Here is an 18,280-nt window from a genome sequence, read left to right as displayed (position 1 = left end):
AAATTTAATTTATAAATACTTAACACAAAAAAGAATTTAATCTAAAAAATAGTAAATTAGCAATTCGTTAAATTTCTAAAAATGGATAAAATACCTAGTGTAGACCTGCGTGATTTCCTTTCGGGTGACCCGGAACGCAAACAGAAATTTGTAAATGAAATCGGAAAAGCTTATGAAGAAATTGGTTTTGTTGCCTTAAAAGGCCATTTTCTTGATGACAAATTAGTAGATGAATTGTATGGAGAGGTGAAAAACTTTTTTGAATTACCTACGGAAACGAAACAGAAGTATGAGATTCCCGGTATTGGCGGACAGCGAGGCTATGTAGGCTTCGGAAAAGAAACCGCAAAAGGCTTTAAGAAAGGTGATCTGAAGGAGTTTTGGCATTTCGGGCAGTATGTGTCTGATGATTCCAAATACAAAAGCGAATATCCTGACAATGTGATCGTGGAAGAGCTTCCAAAATTCAATGAAGTGGGTAAAGAAGCTTATAAAATGCTTGAGAAAACAGGGCAATATGTCTTAAGAGCTTTAGCTTTGTATCTTGGCCTTGATGAATTTTATTTTGATGATAAAATCGCCGAAGGAAACTCTATTTTAAGACCCATCCATTATCCGCCCATTACTGAAGAGCCGAATGATGCAGTGAGAGCCGCCGCACACGGAGACATCAATCTTATTACCTTATTAATGGGTTCTCAGGGCAAAGGTCTTCAGGTTCAGAATCATAAAGGTGAATGGATAGATGCTATTGCAGAGCCGGATGAGCTGATGATAAATGTGGGAGATATGCTTTCCAGACATACCAATAATAAATTGAAATCTACAATTCACAGAGTGGTTAATCCACCAAGAGAATTGTGGGGAACTTCACGATATTCAATTCCTTTTTTCATGCACCCGGTAAGTTCAATGTCATTGAATGCCCTTGAAAACTGTGTAGATGAAAACCATCCGAAACTGTATGAAGATACTACAGCCGGCGAGTTTTTACATGAAAGATTGATTGAGCTGGGATTAATTAAAAAATAATAAATAATGAAGCCAGGTTTTATGCCTGGTTTTTTTATGGCTTTGCATGAAATTTTTCTGTTAAGATCCTTTTAAACTTTTCCGCTCTTACTTCATCCTTCTTATTAATGTAAAAATTATAAGAATTTCTAAAGTATTCTTCCTGACATTTAAACGGCAAATACTGATTTATTTCATCATCATCAGTATGTTCTACGATTTCATACCTTGGAAGCTTGATATGAAGAGTTTTGCTATGTTGCGAAAATCTCCTGATGATCTCATATTCATCCCATGAATTACAATTATAAGAAGCTATATCCTTTTTAAAATATTTTTCATAATAATATTTCATCAGCTCTTTTTCTGTTTCACCGATTTTCATCCCGTTAAAGCTTACAAAGACCGTAAAAAACCATCGTTTTTTAGCCGCTTTTTCAATTTCTTTAAAATGATTGTCATTTCTTCCTGATGGTGAATTGTTTAACCTTTCCACTTTAGCCAGAACATTTCCTAATGCTAATTCTGAGGCACGTATAAATCCATTTGGATCATTCTTCTGATAAAATTTTTGATATTCAGGTATTTTTAAAGTTAGTTCATGCCAAAAGCCTGCGTAATTATATTCATGTAAATGATCTTTATCTCCCAGAAACTTAATTGAATCTTTTGCAAGGATTATATCGAGACTCTGGTCAGGGTCCAAAAATATTGGAATATCCCTGTTTAATTTTTCATTGTTTTTATTGAATATGGAAATACTTTTTAATCCTTTTGCAATAATTTTTTTCTTTTGATTACCCGCAACTTCTATTTTCTCCTGAGCATATTTAACTTGAACAGGGCTGCTATTTTTATTATCAACCGTTATTTGCTGAGCGGGGCAAAAACATGAAAATGAAATAAAAAATATCCTAATAATTATTTTGAGATTCTCATAGTTTATCATGTGTATAAACTTACTACTTTTCTCTTAAAAATAAATTTTTCATTAAAAATATACCACGCTTGTTTGACTTATTATTTTTTTTGATTATCTTTACTTTAGTATCAAATTTTTAACTAAAACAATATGAAAAATTTAAAAAAACTAAGCAAAAACCAATTAAAAAGCATTAAAGGAGCGGGAGGAATTAAACTTCCGGAACCGGAATTTTGCATGTACGCTTGCGGAAATGTAGTAATTTGTGCAGCTTGCAGCGATGATTTCAAATGTCCGGATGATTCTATGTAAAAAAATCATTTCTTGAAACTATATGAAACCGTTCCTTTTTAGGGCGGTTTTTTTTCAATATTCTCGGATTTTTTCAGATTTTTTTCATCAAATAACCACATACCCTTCACACGATCATCTGCGAAAGTCTATAAATGGTCATAAAATCAATCAAATAATCTCAATTGCTGATCTTTTGCTCCTGTAAAATTACTTGTCGTCAGTTTCGGAAATTCTTTGCCATCGAAAAACTTTTTTCTCCCGATTTTAAAAGTATTGTGAATCATTTCTGCAATATTTCCTTCTCCTTTCTGGCGGTTAAAATACCTTTTCTCACCCAGCTTTCCGCCTCGCATGGATCGGATTAAGTTCAAGACTTTCTGAGCGCGGTCCGGAAAAGCAGATTCAATCCATTTTACAAAAACAGTCTCTACCGTGTCATTTAACCTCACCAAAGTATATCCAAAGCTCTGAGCACCGGCTTCAGAAATTTCTTTTAAAATATTTAAAGGCTCATCACTGTTTAATCCCGGAATAATGGGCGCCACCATTACATTGACAGGGATTCCGTTTTGTGACAGGATTTCTACAGCTTTCAGCTTATTTTTTGCCGAGCTTGTACGGGGCTCCATTTTTCTTCTGAGATCTTCGTTAATCGTAGGAATGCTCAGTGAAACGGAAACCAGATTCTGCTCTGCCATAGGCTTCAGAATATCAATATCCCTCAATACCAAAGCATTTTTTGTGAGAACATTTACCGGGTGTCTGTAATCAAGGCAAACCTGCAGCATTTTTCTTGTAATTTCAAACTGCCGTTCAGCAGGCTGATAGCAATCCGTATTTCCGGACAGTAAAATAGGGCCCGGTTTGTAGCCTCTTTTCTGGAAAAATTTTTCTAATAATTCCGGGGCATTTTTTTTAACCATGATCTTTCTTTCAAAATCAATTCCCGCACTGTATCCCCAATATTCATGCGTAGGTCTTGCGAAACAATACGAACAGCCATGTTCGCAGCCCTGGTATGGATTCATGGAATATTCCATCGGCAAATCTTCGCTTTTTACCTGATTAACAATGGTTTTCGGGAAGACCTCCGTAAAGGATGTTTTCACAGTTTCGAAATCTTCATCTTCCGGCTCATAGGTATAACGGTCGAAACGGTTGATAACATTTCGCTGAGCTCCCTGACCTTTTATGATATTTTCGTTCTGCATTTCTGCTGTAAAATTAGAATGGAATTTTTTGAAAATAATGAGTTTTAACACTAAAGTTTTCCACAAAAAAATCCAACACTTTCAAAAGTGCCGGATTTAAACATAATTAAAATATATTTTTTTACTACTTCAGCGCGTAAAATTCTATGCCGTGAAATTCATCGTCATAGTTTTTTTCATCAAAGTGTCTGTGATAATCCGAATAGGTATCACTGTATTTTTTGTCTTTTTTATCTAAAATTTTTTTTATTCCTATGATACTTAAAACCGCCAAAAGGCCAACTCCTCCTGCCAGTAATACTCCAACTTCTTTTTTCATATTTAGTCCGATTTATGCTAAACTCAATACAAAAAGCATACCTATCCCAATTTCAGCAATTATAAATTTTGTTAACATTAATCTGCATTCTTCCAAAAATAATATTCGTTAATCAAATAACTTTAATTATCAAATGGTTTAATTCTTGTAGTATTTAACAAAAATATTATTATGGAAAGTACAGGAAACATAGACAAAATGACCACGCTAAGCCAGGTGATGACCAGACTGGCACAAAGAGGCATCCATAGGGAGTTTAGAATGAATGAAAACTGTGAAGTGAAGTTTGAAAACTCAGAAAAAATATACCAGCCTTCAGAATTGACCATCTTAAAAACTTACCGTTTTGAAGGACCAAGCAGCCCGGATGACAATGCTGTTCTGTATGTAGTAAAAGATAATGAAGGAAACCATGGAATGATCATAGATTCTTACGGTGCAGAAAGTAATTATCCGAAAGAATTTGATAATTTCCTGAGAGAAATCCCTATTCTGGAAAGCGACGAATTTGATTTTGATTAATATAAATAAAGCCTGCAGCTACTCAGCTTCAGGCTTTTCTTTTTTACGGAAAACACCCTTCAGAAAACCTTTCTTTTCTTTTTCCTGCCCTGCAGGTTTTGTTTCTTTATGATCCGGGCTTTTCCTAATTTCCCTGCCTATTTCTTTTACAGATTCTTTCATTCCGCTCACTGATTTTTTTACATCTTTCACAGTAGAAATGGTATTATTGACTGTTTTTTTTGCCTTATCAATGTTGATCCCGATCAGCGTTTTCTTTAATCCCTGTTCGATTCCTTTCCAGAAAAGATTAAAGAATGACTTTGTAGGATCTCTTTCCACATCTTCGATTATCACATCCTGAGGCAGTCTGCCCGAATTTGATTTTACCAGCAGATTTGCAACCGCAGACAAAAATCCTTTCTTTTCTTCGTTATTTTTATCAAGAATTGAAACTTTAAGATCTTTATGTCTCAGATTAAACCGCCCGCGCAAACCCTTTGGATTTCCATTAAAATTAAAAAGCATCTCCTGGATAGTTCCGGTAGCTGTTACATGAAGGTAAGGCCTCATGAAGGGGTTAATTCCCGCAGCAGGAAGGTTCAATGTTCTCCCTGAAATATTGAAAATATCCCGTTGGTCAGCCACATCAAAATTCCAGTTGACAGCCAATGGCGCAAGATTCATGAATGAGCAATTGATTTTTATATCAACTCTTGTTGGTTTCCCTTTTGTTTTGGCTGAATTTAAATTTTTAACATTCATATTAAAGTTGCCAAACGTCAGTTTTCCCGGACCGTCACTTTGCGGCGTATCTTCTTCATATACCAGTTTTGAATTTTTTAAATCAAGATTATTAACAATCAGGGGTATCTTAATAGAACGGAGCATTCTTGAGTACAAAGGCTTTTCTTTGGGATCATCTTTCGGGATTTTACTTCTGAAAATATTCGCATCGGCGGACTGGATGGTAACGTTGGAAGCATTGATGGACTTATTTTGAGAAAACAGGTCCCAGTTTCCGTCTGCTGTGATCTGATTGGCCGTAATATCATATAAATCCCTTTCCACGGGAATCATTTTGATAAATTGCGCTCTGGAAACCAAAGGCTTCATTGCAAAGCTATTAATCTGCACTTTATTTTTGTTAAGCTTTAAAAGCCCGACTGTCATACTGTAAAACTGAGTTCTGTAGGCAAAATTTTTAGTGGTCAGGAAGTAATTTCCGACTTTCAGCGTATGCCCGTAACCATCCGGCTTGGATTTGTATTCCACATTATTAATGGTAGCATTCAGTTCATTGAAGGTAAGCGGCTCGCTGTCTTTATCATAGGTCACATTTGAGTTTTTAAGGCTCACTTTACGGACAAGTATAAGCTCTACATTATTTTTCCTGCGAACCCTGTTTGCTATTTTAGGGCCAATTTTTAAGGAGCCCCGCACCTGATCAACAATTACGTCTTTAATATCAAGATTCAGTCTTCTGTCAATAAATTCAAACTTATTAATATTGAAAGCCACAAGATTGGCCTGCAGATTCATGGCCCGTCTTCCGGGATCAGCAGTATTCGGGGTAATGGAAACATTTTTCAGTTCACCGCTGTTCTGATTCAGGGCAATATCTTCTATCTGATAATTCTGATGATTTGAAAACAGAACATCCTGCCCGGAAAACTGGAAGCTTTTGTATCCCACCGGGATAACCTCTTCTCTTGTTTTTTTATCAAATTTTAGCTTATTAACATCCAGGCTAAGGTTTTTCGCAAATAACAGCTTGTTACCATTTGGTTTAATAATCTGAACCATCGCATTTTTCATCTTCACATCCTCAAGGTTAAGCTCAAAATCCGTTGGCTTTTTGACTTTCACCGGAACAGCATCCGTGTTGTAAATGAGCAAATTAGGACGTTCAAAATAAGCATTTCCAAGAGAAACGATATTTTTTTTCAGAGTTACATCCTTGAATTCCATTTTAGGAATCCCGAACTGATAAAGCTTTGTTCTTTTAGGATAAAATCTTTTAAGCTGATCAATAGACAGTAATGGGATCAATTGAAAATTTTCAACTTCCATGTGTCCGCCTGAAGTTTTTATCGAACTGATCTTCAATGCATAAACATCATCCGGGCGAACAAAAAAATTGCTTCCTTTAATGTCATATTTATCAAAAACCACAGGAAGCTGATTCTCTACAGACTCTTCTGTCATCTGCAGGTTTTCCACAAAAAGATTAAGATCCTGAACCGAAAGAAATTTCTGCTTCGTATGTCTGAAAATACTTATTTGGCCATCATTAATCCTGATATTCTTAAATAAAACCGGATTTCTTTTTTTGCCGGTTTTATTATCCACCGGTTTTGCAAGCGTAATATTTAAATTGGGTTTTGACAACAGCAAATCTGACGAATTGATCTGCTTATTGAAAATCGCGTCATAAATTCCGAAACGGCTCAGCTTTAATGTATCAACCGTTCCCTGAAGACCAATAACATTGTTATTTTTGGGATTTTTGCTGTTAACAGAAATTCCTGTGGAAAAAATATTCCCGGACAAAAGATCAACCTCAAGAAGTTTGTAGGAGACCTTATAATCCGTATTATTTTTAATATAGTTAGGAAGCTGGGTTTTAAGCCAGATATTCAGTCCGAAATTTGCCAATAAAATAATCACCAACAAAATCCCAAGACCAACCGCAAACTTTTTAACCCATTTTTTCATATTTGTGATTTTTATCAATACCTCTTAAATATATGGTTAATTTTTTACATTCAACTCAATAACATACCCCTCATGCCCTCTTACGTTAATAAATTCCCCGCCATCAAAACCAAGATACTGCCCTTTAATACCCGTAAGCTTTCCTGTAAACTCCGGTCTTTTATCCAACGTAAAAGATGTCACCTTTTCCGGCTTCTCAAAAGGATAATCGAATCTCCACAGATTTTCTCCTTCGCTGTAGAACTTTTGAAAATCCTGAGGAAAATATTCTTTTATTTTTCTTTGAAAATCAGCCAGGTCAATATCATCTTCCAAATCATCCTGAAGCATTTTCTTCCAGCTTGTTTTATCCGGAACATGCTGTTTGAGAGCTACTTCTATCATTCCTGCTTCATACCTGTTTTCTGTCCTTGCAATCGGCAATGCGAAAGTAGCGCCCTGATCAATCCATCTTGTAGGAATTTGGGTATTTCTTGTAACCCCCACTTTTACTTCGCCGGTGTAAGCCAGATAAACCGTATGAGGCTGCAGCTGAATTTCTTTTTCCACTTCAAGATTTCTTTCCGCCACACCAAGATGCGCTGTGGAAAGTTCCGGACGGATGATGGTATCACTTGCGTACGGGCTCTCAAAAAAACATTTTTTACAGAAGCCCATTCTGTAAATTGGCTTGCTTTCCTGGCAGTTCACACACTGGAATCCTGTATGTTTTATGGTAAGCTCTTTTCCGAAAAGCTCATTCATGTGGATAAGGTCGCCTGAAAGATTAAGATAATATTGGATCGGCTCGTCATTGAAGCTCGTCATTTTTAAAATTTGCCCTTGAAACTGCATATTAATTTTAGTTAACTTTTTTAAGTAAATTTAATGATTATATTTTTCAAAAAGTAATTTTATATTTTTGTATCCATAAAAAGACACGGATGAATTATCTTGTAACAGGAGGAAGCGGATTTATTGGTTCTCATTTGGTAGAACAATTATTAAAAAAAGGACATTCTGTCATAAACATTGACAACTTTGATGATTTCTATAATTATCAGATAAAAATTACAAATACTTTAGAGTCAATTGGCAAAAATTCGGATTTTGAGTTTTCTGAAAAGGAGAAAGATATCCATTATTTAATTTCTTTATCAAAATCAGATCATTATACGCTTTATTATCAGGATATCCGGGATAAAATCGGGTTGGAAGAAATCTTTAAAAATCATAAAATTGATTTAATCATCCATCTTGCCGCGCTGGCCGGTGTCCGCCCGTCTATTGAAAGACCTTTGGAATACGAGGAAGTGAACGTCCGCGGAACCATGAATCTTTGGGAATTATGTAAAGATTTCAAGGTTAAAAAATTCGTTTGTGCGTCATCATCAAGTGTTTATGGCAACAATGAAAAAATTCCTTTTGCTGAAACAGATAATGTTGACAATCCCATCTCCCCGTATGCTGCCACGAAAAAATGCGGTGAAATATTAGGCCATGTTTACCATGATCTGTATAAGATTGATATGATTCAATTGAGATTTTTTACAGTGTACGGACCGCGGCAAAGGCCGGATCTTGCCATTCATAAATTCGCAAAACTGATCTCTGACAACCAGGAAATCCCTTTCTACGGAGACGGAAATACAGCAAGAGATTACACCTATATCGATGACATCATAGACGGAATCACGAAATCTATTAGTTATCTGGAAAATAATTCGGATGTGTATGAAATTATAAACTTGGGAGAAAGCCAGGTCATCAATCTTAATGAAATGCTTTCCACTATAGAAAATGAATTGGGAAAATCTGCCATCCGGAAAAATCTGCCATTGCAGCCCGGAGATGTCCAGAAAACCAATGCAGATATTACAAAAGCCCGGACATTAATAGGCTATAAACCTGACACAAACTTCCAAAATGGCATAAAAAAATTTGTGGAATGGTTTTTGAGAAAATGACCTCAAGTATCTTACAGAATACTGCTCTAATGGTTTCTGTATCGTACAGTGAATAAAAATTAATAAAAAGAATTGAAAATCAGGTGTAAAAAAGCATATAATATAAGCTATTTTTATACTTTTGCAAAAAATTAGAAAATTATGTACTGGACATTAGAATTAGCTTCATACTTAAGTGACGCACCTTGGCCAATGACAAAAGCAGAGCTTATTGATTACGCAATCAGAACTGGTGCACCTATGGAAGTTGTAGAAAACCTTCAGGCCATCGAAGATGAAGGGGAAATTTATGAATCTATTGAAGAGGTTTGGAGTGATTATCCAACGGATGAAGACTTCCTTTGGAACGAAGACGAATATTAATTAAAGCATTAAGCTTTAGGCAATAGGCTTAAAGCTTTTTTGCCCTTTTTAAATATCAATTTTTGCGCAATAAGCGTATTAGTAAAACGCTTAAAGTATATCACTTTAAGCATAAAGCAAAAAATTTATGAGTTTTTTAAACAAAGTTCTTAAAGGGTTTTTGGGAGACAAGAAAGCGCAGGACCTAAAAGAAGTAAAAAAAGTTGTAACAAAAATCAAAGCTGTTGAACCAAACATTCAGCAATTGTCTGATGATGGTTTAAGAGAGAAAACTGCTGAGTTTAAAGAAAATATTAAATCTGCAACCAGCAAAATCACAGCTCAAATAGAACAGATACAGGAGCAGATCAAGAATTCAACAAACGTTGATGAAAAAGAAGCTCTTTTCTCAAAAATTGAATCTCTTAAAAAAGAATCTTACGAAATCGAAGAAAAAGTTCTTCTCCAAATTCTTCCTGAAGTTTTTGCCTTGGTAAAAGAAACAGCAAGAAGATGGGCACAGAACGGAGAAATCCGTGTTACAGCAACTGACTGGGACAGACAACTGGCTGCTTCGGGTAAAGATTTCTTAGAAATTCAGGGAGATCAGGCTGTTTGGAAAAACTCATGGGATGCTGCCGGAACACCTGTAAACTGGGACATGGTACACTACGATGTACAGTTTATCGGAGGGGTAATTCTTCACAGTGGTAAAATTGCCGAAATGGCGACCGGTGAAGGTAAAACTCTTGTAGGTACGCTTCCAATTTTCTTAAATGCTCTTCCCGGAAGAGGTGTTCACGTAGTAACAGTGAACGACTACCTTGCCAAAAGAGACTCGGCGTGGATGGGGCCATTGTACCAATTCCACGGAATGAGCATCGATTGTATCGATAATCACCAACCGAACTCAGACGGAAGAAGAAAAGCATACAACTCAGATATCACTTACGGAACGAATAACGAATTCGGGTTCGATTATCTGAGAGATAACATGGTAACTTCACCTTCAGAACTGGTACAAAGAGAATTAAACTTTGCTATCGTGGATGAGGTGGATTCCGTATTGGTAGATGACGCAAGAACACCGTTAATTATTTCCGGACCGGTTCCTCAGGGAGACAGACAGGAATTTGATGTTCTGAAGCCTTCTATCGACAGAATCGTTGAAGTTCAGAAAAAAACTGTTTCCACGATCTTTAATGAAGCTAAAAAATTAATAGCTGCAGGAAACACAAAAGAAGGAGGATTCAAATTGCTTCAGGCATACAGAGGTCTTCCTAAAAACAGACAATTAATCAAATTCTTATCGGAAAGCGGAAACCGTGCATTGCTTCAGAAAGTTGAGGCTCAGTATATGCAGGACAACAACCGTGATATGCCGATTGTAGATAAAGATCTTTATTTCGTAATCGAGGAAAAAAACAATCAGGTTGATTTAACAGACAAAGGTGTTGAATACATGTCTCAAGGAAACTCTGACCCAAATTTCTTCGTTCTTCCGGACATAGGAACTGAAATCGCAGAATTAGATGCTAAAAATTTATCTAAAGAAGAAGAATTTGAAGCTAAAGAAAAATTATTCTCAGAATTCGCCGAAAAGTCTGAAAGAGTTCACACGATGAGCCAGCTATTGAAAGCATATACATTATTCGAAAAAGATGATGAATATGTGGTAATTGATGGTGAAGTAAAAATCGTTGATGAGCAGACAGGCCGTATCATGGAAGGAAGACGTTATTCGGACGGCCTTCACCAGGCGATTGAAGCAAAAGAGAATGTAAAAATCGAAGCGGCGACACAGACTTTTGCAACCATTACCCTTCAGAACTACTTCCGTATGTACAACAAGCTTGCGGGGATGACGGGTACGGCAGAAACAGAAGCAGGCGAGCTTTGGGAAATCTACAAATTAGACGTAGTGGTAATTCCTACCAACCGCCCGATCTTAAGACATGACAAACAGGATTTAGTTTTCAAAACTAACCGTGAAAAATATAACGCAGTAATTGAAGAAATCGAAAAATTAACAGCAGCAAGAAGACCTGTTCTTGTAGGTACAACTTCTGTTGAAATTTCTCAGTTACTATCAAAAGCGCTTCAATTAAGAAAAATCCCTCACCAGGTTCTTAACGCGAAACTTCACAAAAAAGAAGCAGAGATTGTTGCCGGAGCAGGACAGCCGGGAGTTGTAACTATTGCAACTAACATGGCAGGTCGTGGTACCGACATTAAGCTTTCTAAAGAAGTAAAAGAAGCGGGAGGTCTGGCAATTATCGGTACAGAAAGACACGATTCAAGACGTGTTGACAGACAGTTGAGAGGTAGAGCAGGACGTCAGGGAGACCCTGGAAGCTCCCAGTTCTACGTATCTTTGGAAGATAACCTGATGCGTTTGTTCGGTTCTGAAAGAATCGCTAAAATGATGGACAGAATGGGTCATAAAGAAGGTGAAGTGATTCAGCACTCTATGATTTCTAAATCTATCGAAAGAGCTCAGAAAAAAGTAGAGGAAAATAACTTCGGAACAAGAAAAAGACTTCTTGAATATGATGACGTTATGAACAAGCAGCGTGACGTAATTTATAAGAGAAGAAAGAATGCTTTATTCGGAGATCACCTGAAGTATGACATCGCGAATATGATTTTTGATGTTGCCAATTCAATTGTAAATAAGGGGAAAGCAACAGGAAGCTATAAAGATTTCGAATATGAAATCATTAAAACTTTCACTATGGAATCTCCTGTTTCTGAGAATGATTTCAAGAATAAAACTGTTCAGGATTTAACGAACATTTTATTCAAAGCAGCCCAGGAAGATTACCAGATGAAGCTGAACTTATTGAAAGAAAAATCCTTCCCTATTATTGAGAATGTATATCAGAATCAGGGTTCAATGTTTAAAATGATCCAGGTTCCTTTCACAGACGGTCACAAAACAATGACCATTGTTGCTGATCTTAAGGAAGCTTATGATACAAAATGTGAAAGCTTAGTAAATGATTTCGAAAAGAACATCACATTATCTATCATTGATGAAAACTGGAAGCTTCACCTTCGTGAAATGGACGACTTGAGAAGATCTTCTCAGGGAGCTGTTTATGAGCAAAAAGATCCGCTGGTAATTTATAAGCAGGAATCTTTCCACTTATTCAGTGAAATGATCGATAAACTGAACAAAGAAATTATTTCATTCTTATACAAAGGAGAAATTCCGGCTTAAGAATAAAATTAATAATAATTTAAAAAACCGTTACAATACTGCTTGTAGCGGTTTTTTATTATTCGATGTATATTGAATTCATGACAAATATCAATCCTGTAATTTATTTAGAATAATTAAAAACAATATATTTGCAAAAAATTTGAGTTTCATGAAAAATGTACTGATCTGTGCCTCCTTGTTAGGTTCTATGCTGACTTTCGCGCAGGAAAAAGATTCTATAAAAGCAAATGATATTGAAGAAGTAATTGTAAGTGGAAAATACTACAAAAAGTATGTTGAAAAGGAAGGTTCTTCTTCAATGCGTCTTGATGAAGCATTGATAAAAATTCCTCAAAATGTTTCCATTATTACAAACAGAGCTTTAGAAGACCAGCAGGTAACTACATTGAGCGACGGTGTTCTAAGAAACGTAGCCGGAGCACAAAGGCTGGAGCACTGGGGTGATATGTACACAAGAGTGAATATGAGAGGTTCCAGAGCAGCAGCTTTCATGAACGGAGTAAACGTAACTTCAAACTGGGGACCGCTAAGTGAAGATATGTCTTTTGTGGATCACATTGAATTTATTAAAGGGCCGTCCGGCTTCTTAATGTCAAACGGTGAGCCGAGCGGTATCTACAATATTGTAACGAAAAAACCTACCGGACAATCTTTGAATGGTTCCGCAAGAGTAACGCTTGGAAGCTTCAATATGTACAGAGGAGAAACAGATATTGATACCAAAATTACAGATAAAGTTGCTTTCAGATTAAATTTGATGGCTCAGAATAAAAAGAGCTTCAGAGATTATGAATTTAATGACAGATATATCATCAATCCTTCATTAAAAGTAAATCTTACTGATAAAACAACCTTAACAGCAGAATATATCTATCAAAAGGCAAAAATGTCCGAAGTAGGTTCCGCCTATGTATTCAGCTACGAAGGTTATGCAAACAAACCGGCATCATACACAGCTACAGATCCCGGCATTGAACCAACAAATGTAGATAACAACACTGTAAACGTAAATCTACAACATAAATTCAATGAAAATTGGAAACTAACTTCTCAATTAACGTATGTGAATGAATACACAATGGGAAGCAATCTTTGGCCAAGCGGTTTTGTAGGCAACTATATGATCCGTCGTTTAGGATATTGGGAAGCGGATAACACAATGAAATTCGGTCAGATTTTCCTAAATGGTTATGCAAAAACCGGAGTTGTTTCACATAAAATATTAGCTGGGTTAGATTTAGGAAGCAAAAAATATATGGCAGACTGGAGCCAGGGGTATAATCTTGATAAATTTAATGCGACTGATGATTACTCTCTTGCACCGGATTATAATTACTGGTATAATTTAAACACCAATAATTATGATATTAATGGCAATGGAGCTTATTATGGGCCTAATAATTCAGCAGCATATATCCCTTTTGACAAAACAAAACCGCTTTCTGTAAGAGCGGGAGTAGGAAGCACAATTGAACAAAACTACACTGGCTTATACTTACAGGATGAATTAGGGTTTCTTGATGATAAATTAAGATTAACACTTGCTGCTCGTTATACAAACGTAAAAGAAAATAATTACGGAACAAAATCAGAAGCCGATAAAATAACTCCACGTGTGGGTATCAGTTATTCAGTTGATGAAAGTATGTCTGTTTATGGTTTATATGATCAGTCATTCGTTCCGCAAGCCGCAATTTTCAGAGATGGAAGCACTGTAAAGCCAATTACCGGAAACAACATTGAAATTGGTGTAAAGAAAGACTGGTTTGGAGGAAAATGGAATACAACGGTTTCAGCATATAATATCGTAAAAAATAATGCTACAGTAAACGATCCAACCAATACTCCAAGCGAACAATTCTCAATTTTACTTGGAAAAACAAGAGTACAGGGAGTAGAATTTGACCTTAAAGGAGAAATTACAAGAGGATTCAATGCAATTTTCAATTATGCCTTCACAGAAAACAAAGTTACGGAATCCAATGATCCTGTAAATAATCCTGTAGGCATGAGAGTTCCCGGATATGCTAAACATACTGCAAACGGGTGGTTAAACTATACCTTTACAGAAGGTACCCTTGAAGGATTCGGGCTTTCATTTGGAGGATCTTACCTTGCAGACAGAAGTACATGGGCTTGGGCAAATACTGGTACACAGAAGGATTTGGATGATTATGTAAAGTTCGACGCCGGTCTTTCATGGGAAAATACAAAGTTCAGAGTTGGCCTTAATGTATTCAATGTGTTCAACAGATATTTATACTCAGGTTCACCTTACGGAGCATACTACTATTACCAGGCAGAAGCGCCAAGAAATTTCAGACTTTCAATAGGATATAAATTTTAAATAATAAAAGCTGGTCTTCACGACCGGCTTTTTGACATGAGGAAAAAACACCATCATAAGAGAAAACCTTCATTTACAAAAAAATGGTCTGCCAAACTGCACTTGTGGTTTGGCTTATCCATTGGTTTGATTGTTTTCATTGTCTCTTTAACGGGAACGATGTATGTTTTCAAGGATGAAATTCAAAATGTTCTGAGAAAAGATGCTATTTATGTAAAAGCTGAAACGATTACGCAGAATCCTCTTCCCATTGAAGTTTTGAAAGAAAAGGTTTCTTTGGAAATCAATGAAAAATATCCTTTGAGTTCAGTAGAAATACCTTTAGACAGAAACAAATCTTACGAATTTCTCTATTACGAAAAGAATAAAAAAGCCTGGAATTATTTTGATGATGTTAAAATCAACAAATTAATTTACGTAAATCCCTACAACGGTCAGGTTCTTGGAATTTATAACGAAAAATATGATCTTTTCCCTATTCTGAAAGCCATCCACTGGAGCTGACTGTTAAAAGCTGACTGGGGAAAATATGTGGTCGGAATTCCGGTGGTTTTATTCATTATTATGCTGATAACAGGCATTATTCTTTGGTGGCCGAAAAATAAAAAAGCAGGAAAAGGACGATTTTCTTTCGATTGGAAAAATGTAAAAACCTGGAAGCGCAAGAATTATGATCTTCATAACGTGTTAGGATTTTACGCTTCGTTTATTGCTTTGTTATTGAGCTTATCAGGAATTTACTTCGCTTATCCCTGGGTGAAAAATGCTTTCAACATAGCACTTTCCGGATCACCAGAGCCGCCGAAAGAAAAAGAAGTAAAATCTCCCGACTCTTTACTGGTAAAAAACAATCAGGTTTTTGATTTAACTGCTCAGGAAACAAAAAAATTATATGCCGGAGCTTCAAGTTTCAGAATCCCGCTAAACGGAAAAAATAAAAAAGGAAAAGAATTAAAGAATATTCCTGTCACTGTTTACGGTGAAGAAGGAAAATTTGCAATAAGAAATCAGGTCGTTTTTGATAAATATTCAGGAAAATTATTATCAAATAAACCTCATCACGAACTTAACAATGCAGAAAAATATGCCAATGCCAATTATGATATCCACACCGGATCCTATTTCGGGATTGTGGGAAAAATCATTTGGTTTCTTGCCGGTTTAGTATGCACATCACTGCCCGTAACGGGATTTATAATATGGTTGGGAAAAAAGAAGAAAAAAGGAATTAAAACACTAAAATGAAGAAAATTATACTATCTGCAGCTACATTAGCCGCTATTACAACGTTTGCACAGCAAAAAGATTCTGTACAGGTAAAAGATGTAGATGAAGTCGTACTTACGGCATCCAGAAAAAAAGAAAGCATCAAAGAAATACCAAGTTCCGTAACAATTGTCGGCCAAAAACAAATTCAGTCACAATTAACCGTGAATTCGGATATTACAAGCATTTTACAATACACAGTACCGAGTTTGGCAACAAGCTCGGGCCAGACTTCCAATACCGGACAGACCCTGAGAGGCCGCCAGGTTTTGGTTTTGATTGACGGAATTCCGCAGTCTACCCCATTTCGAAACGGAGCCAGAGACTTAAGAACAATAGATCCATCGGTAATCGAAAGAATTGAAGTTATAAAAGGTGCTTCCTCCATTTACGGAAATGGTGCAGACGGTGGAATTATCAATTATATCACAAGGAAAAGCAGTTCTGATAAAAAAATCTCCGGAATTTCCCAGGTTGGACTTACGGGGCAGCCTTACGGTGGAACGCTGGGCTTCAGGGCGAGTCAGCTTCTTTCAGGCAAAATCACAAAAAATTTCGATTATGTAGCTTCATTTGCTTATGAAAAAACAGGGTATATGAAAGATGCAGACGGTGTGAACCTTAGCCCTACCTACAGCACCGCAAAAATGAATAACTACAACGGAATGCTGAAGTTAGGCTACAACATTAATGATAATCAAAGAATTGAAGCATCTTACATTGGCTAAGCATCAAAATCTGATCTGAATTTAGGCTTAAAAACAGGAAAATACGGAATCACCCCCACAATCGGAGAGGGCGAAAGCAAAAATCTGGAGACAACTCCACAGGGGACTCCAAGAAACCACAATGTAAAACTAAGCTATGATAATAAAAATATCTGGAAAGGAACTTCATTAAACGTAAACCTTTATATGCAGGATTTCAGAACGGTTTACGGCTATAGTGATACCTTCCTAAACGGCGGACAGTCCAATGTTATTTCAAAAAAATACGGGGCCAGAGCCAACTTTGACACGCAACTTTGGAACGCTCAGAATTCGCAGGCGGAAATCATCTATGGAGTGGATGTTTTAAATGATCAAACCGTTCAAAAGCTGGAAGACGGCCGTTACTGGACGCCGGATATGGATATGACGAATATTGCACCTTTTGCTTTAGTTAAAATCGATTTATTAAAGAAATTAACCATCAAGGGAGGCCTTCGTTATGAAAACATGAAAGTGAAAGTCGGAGATTTCAATACTCTTTCAACTATTAAAAACGACGGAACATTTACACAAAGTATTTTCGTAAAAGGTGGTGATCTTGAATATAATGCCTGGGTAGGAAATATCGGTATCCGTTATAACATTAACCCGATGATCAATATTTTCGGGAGCTTTTCGCAGGCTTATTCCATCAATGAACTGGGAAGAATCCTCAGAACCTCAACTTCCGACACCATTACCAACCTTGAAACCAAGCCAATTATCGTTAATAACTACGAGCTGGGAGCAACAGGAAACATTACAAAATGGCTGAACTATGAAGTCACTTCTTATGTAAGCACTTCAAAATTAGGAGCGACTTTCATCCAGAGTCCGGATAGAGCACTTACCATTCAGAGAGCACCGGAAGTGGTTTACGGAGTGGAAGGATTTTTACATTTCAGCCCTACAAGATGGATCAATTTCGGGGGAAGCTACAGCTGGATTGAAGGCATCACTTCTCCAAAGGACGACGGCGATTACTCAACAAAGATCAACAACAGCAGAATTTCTGCACCGAAAGTTCTAGCCTATGTTCAGGTGAGACCTACTCAAAATTTATCCGTAGGGCTTGATATGCTTCATGCTTTTGGGCAGGACAGATTCCAGCCGAATTCAAAAACAGGATTGTTCGCCTACGGAGAAGGGAGGGTTCCGGAATACACGGTTTTCAACTTTAAATCCAGCTATGATGTCACTAAAAACTGGAAAGTTTCTTTAGGTATTGAAAACGTTTTCAACAAAATGTATCAGCCGGCAATAGCATGGTGGGCTGCAAGAGACAGTGATTTAACAAACTCTTTGGGAATGAGAGGAACTTTCATAGTTGAATATCAATTTTAAAAATTAATTACAGCTGCTAAACCTTCAAGGTTTTGAAAACCTTGAAGATTTAATTTTAACATCCAAAATATTCTCAACTTATAC

The 18,280-nt window shown here is 36.6% G+C and carries 14 protein-coding genes and 1 pseudogene; 10 read left to right on the top strand and 5 right to left on the bottom strand.

Features of this window, described 5'->3' with window-relative positions; genetic code table 11:
* Positions 1 to 81 precede the first annotated feature (81 nt).
* Positions 82 to 1,032 (top strand): isopenicillin N synthase family dioxygenase, encoded by a 951-nt coding sequence (locus tag H560_RS0103455; protein ID WP_027378743.1) that lies wholly within the window; start codon positions 82 to 84, stop codon positions 1,030 to 1,032.
* A gap of 34 nt (positions 1,033 to 1,066) precedes the next feature.
* Here the strand turns inward: H560_RS0103455 and H560_RS0103450 are convergent, their stop codons facing one another.
* On the bottom strand, positions 1,067 to 1,960 hold the full coding sequence (locus tag H560_RS0103450) for a hypothetical protein (protein ID WP_027378742.1): 894 nt from the start codon (positions 1,958 to 1,960) through the stop codon (positions 1,067 to 1,069).
* Positions 1,961 to 2,083: 123 nt separating this feature from the next.
* Here H560_RS0103450 and H560_RS23165 point away from each other — a divergent pair, with 123 nt between their 5' ends.
* Complete coding sequence (locus H560_RS23165) at positions 2,084 to 2,245, top strand: bacteriocin-like protein (RefSeq protein ID WP_169725962.1); 162 nt, start codon at positions 2,084 to 2,086, stop codon at positions 2,243 to 2,245.
* A 146-nt stretch (positions 2,246 to 2,391) separates the two neighbouring features.
* Here the strand turns inward: H560_RS23165 and H560_RS0103440 are convergent, their stop codons facing one another.
* The gene (locus H560_RS0103440) at positions 2,392 to 3,438 is read right to left on the bottom strand and encodes a PA0069 family radical SAM protein (protein ID WP_027378741.1); all 1,047 of its coding nucleotides are present in this window, start codon (positions 3,436 to 3,438) and stop codon (positions 2,392 to 2,394) included.
* A 124-nt stretch (positions 3,439 to 3,562) separates the two neighbouring features.
* Complete coding sequence (locus tag H560_RS0103435; protein WP_027378740.1) at positions 3,563 to 3,757, bottom strand: hypothetical protein; 195 nt, start codon at positions 3,755 to 3,757, stop codon at positions 3,563 to 3,565.
* 171 nt (positions 3,758 to 3,928) lie between these two features.
* On the opposite strand from H560_RS0103435, the gene H560_RS0103430 reads away from it, so the two are divergent.
* Positions 3,929 to 4,279 carry a hypothetical protein gene (locus tag H560_RS0103430; RefSeq protein WP_027378739.1) on the top strand — a complete coding sequence of 117 codons (351 nt, stop codon included), beginning with the start codon at positions 3,929 to 3,931 and terminating at the stop codon, positions 4,277 to 4,279.
* An 18-nt stretch (positions 4,280 to 4,297) separates the two neighbouring features.
* Here H560_RS0103430 and H560_RS0103425 read toward each other — a convergent pair whose 3' ends face one another.
* Positions 4,298 to 6,976, bottom strand: a complete 2,679-nt coding sequence (locus tag H560_RS0103425) for a hypothetical protein (protein WP_027378738.1) — start codon at positions 6,974 to 6,976, stop codon at positions 4,298 to 4,300.
* Between the two features lie 36 nt (positions 6,977 to 7,012).
* Positions 7,013 to 7,810, bottom strand: a complete 798-nt coding sequence (locus tag H560_RS0103420) for a DUF2797 domain-containing protein (RefSeq protein ID WP_027378737.1) — start codon at positions 7,808 to 7,810, stop codon at positions 7,013 to 7,015.
* An 89-nt stretch (positions 7,811 to 7,899) separates the two neighbouring features.
* Here H560_RS0103420 and H560_RS0103415 point away from each other — a divergent pair, with 89 nt between their 5' ends.
* The 7 genes and pseudogenes from H560_RS0103415 to H560_RS23240 all read left to right on the top strand — a co-directional run bounded on the left by H560_RS0103415 (position 7,900) and on the right by H560_RS23240 (position 18,196).
* Positions 7,900 to 8,922 (top strand): GDP-mannose 4,6-dehydratase, encoded by a 1,023-nt coding sequence (locus tag H560_RS0103415; protein ID WP_034752158.1) that lies wholly within the window; start codon positions 7,900 to 7,902, stop codon positions 8,920 to 8,922.
* 141 nt (positions 8,923 to 9,063) lie between these two features.
* A complete protein-coding gene (locus H560_RS0103410; RefSeq protein WP_002662059.1) occupies positions 9,064 to 9,285 on the top strand; it encodes a DUF2795 domain-containing protein in 222 nt (73 codons plus the stop codon).
* A gap of 127 nt (positions 9,286 to 9,412) precedes the next feature.
* On the top strand, positions 9,413 to 12,487 hold the full coding sequence (secA, locus tag H560_RS0103400; protein ID WP_027378735.1) for a preprotein translocase subunit SecA: 3,075 nt from the start codon (positions 9,413 to 9,415) through the stop codon (positions 12,485 to 12,487).
* Positions 12,488 to 12,638: 151 nt separating this feature from the next.
* Complete coding sequence (locus tag H560_RS21035; RefSeq protein WP_051289131.1) at positions 12,639 to 14,837, top strand: TonB-dependent siderophore receptor; 2,199 nt, start codon at positions 12,639 to 12,641, stop codon at positions 14,835 to 14,837.
* 36 nt (positions 14,838 to 14,873) lie between these two features.
* A pseudogene (locus H560_RS21030) lies at positions 14,874 to 16,082 on the top strand (PepSY-associated TM helix domain-containing protein).
* The gene (locus H560_RS23245) at positions 16,079 to 16,831 is read left to right on the top strand and encodes a TonB-dependent receptor plug domain-containing protein (protein WP_228372409.1); all 753 of its coding nucleotides are present in this window, start codon (positions 16,079 to 16,081) and stop codon (positions 16,829 to 16,831) included. The pseudogene H560_RS21030 and the gene H560_RS23245 overlap by 4 nt, the downstream one beginning before the upstream one ends.
* Positions 16,832 to 16,846: 15 nt before the next feature.
* The gene (locus H560_RS23240) at positions 16,847 to 18,196 is read left to right on the top strand and encodes a TonB-dependent receptor (RefSeq protein ID WP_316929356.1); all 1,350 of its coding nucleotides are present in this window, start codon (positions 16,847 to 16,849) and stop codon (positions 18,194 to 18,196) included.
* Positions 18,197 to 18,280 lie beyond the last annotated feature (84 nt).

Source organism: Chryseobacterium daeguense DSM 19388, assembly GCF_000430825.1.
In the GTDB taxonomy this organism is placed as follows: Bacteria; Bacteroidota; Bacteroidia; order Flavobacteriales; family Weeksellaceae; genus Chryseobacterium; species Chryseobacterium daeguense.
Note: the sequence above shows the minus strand (reverse complement) of the source record. Positions and strands in the feature narration are given on the sequence as shown.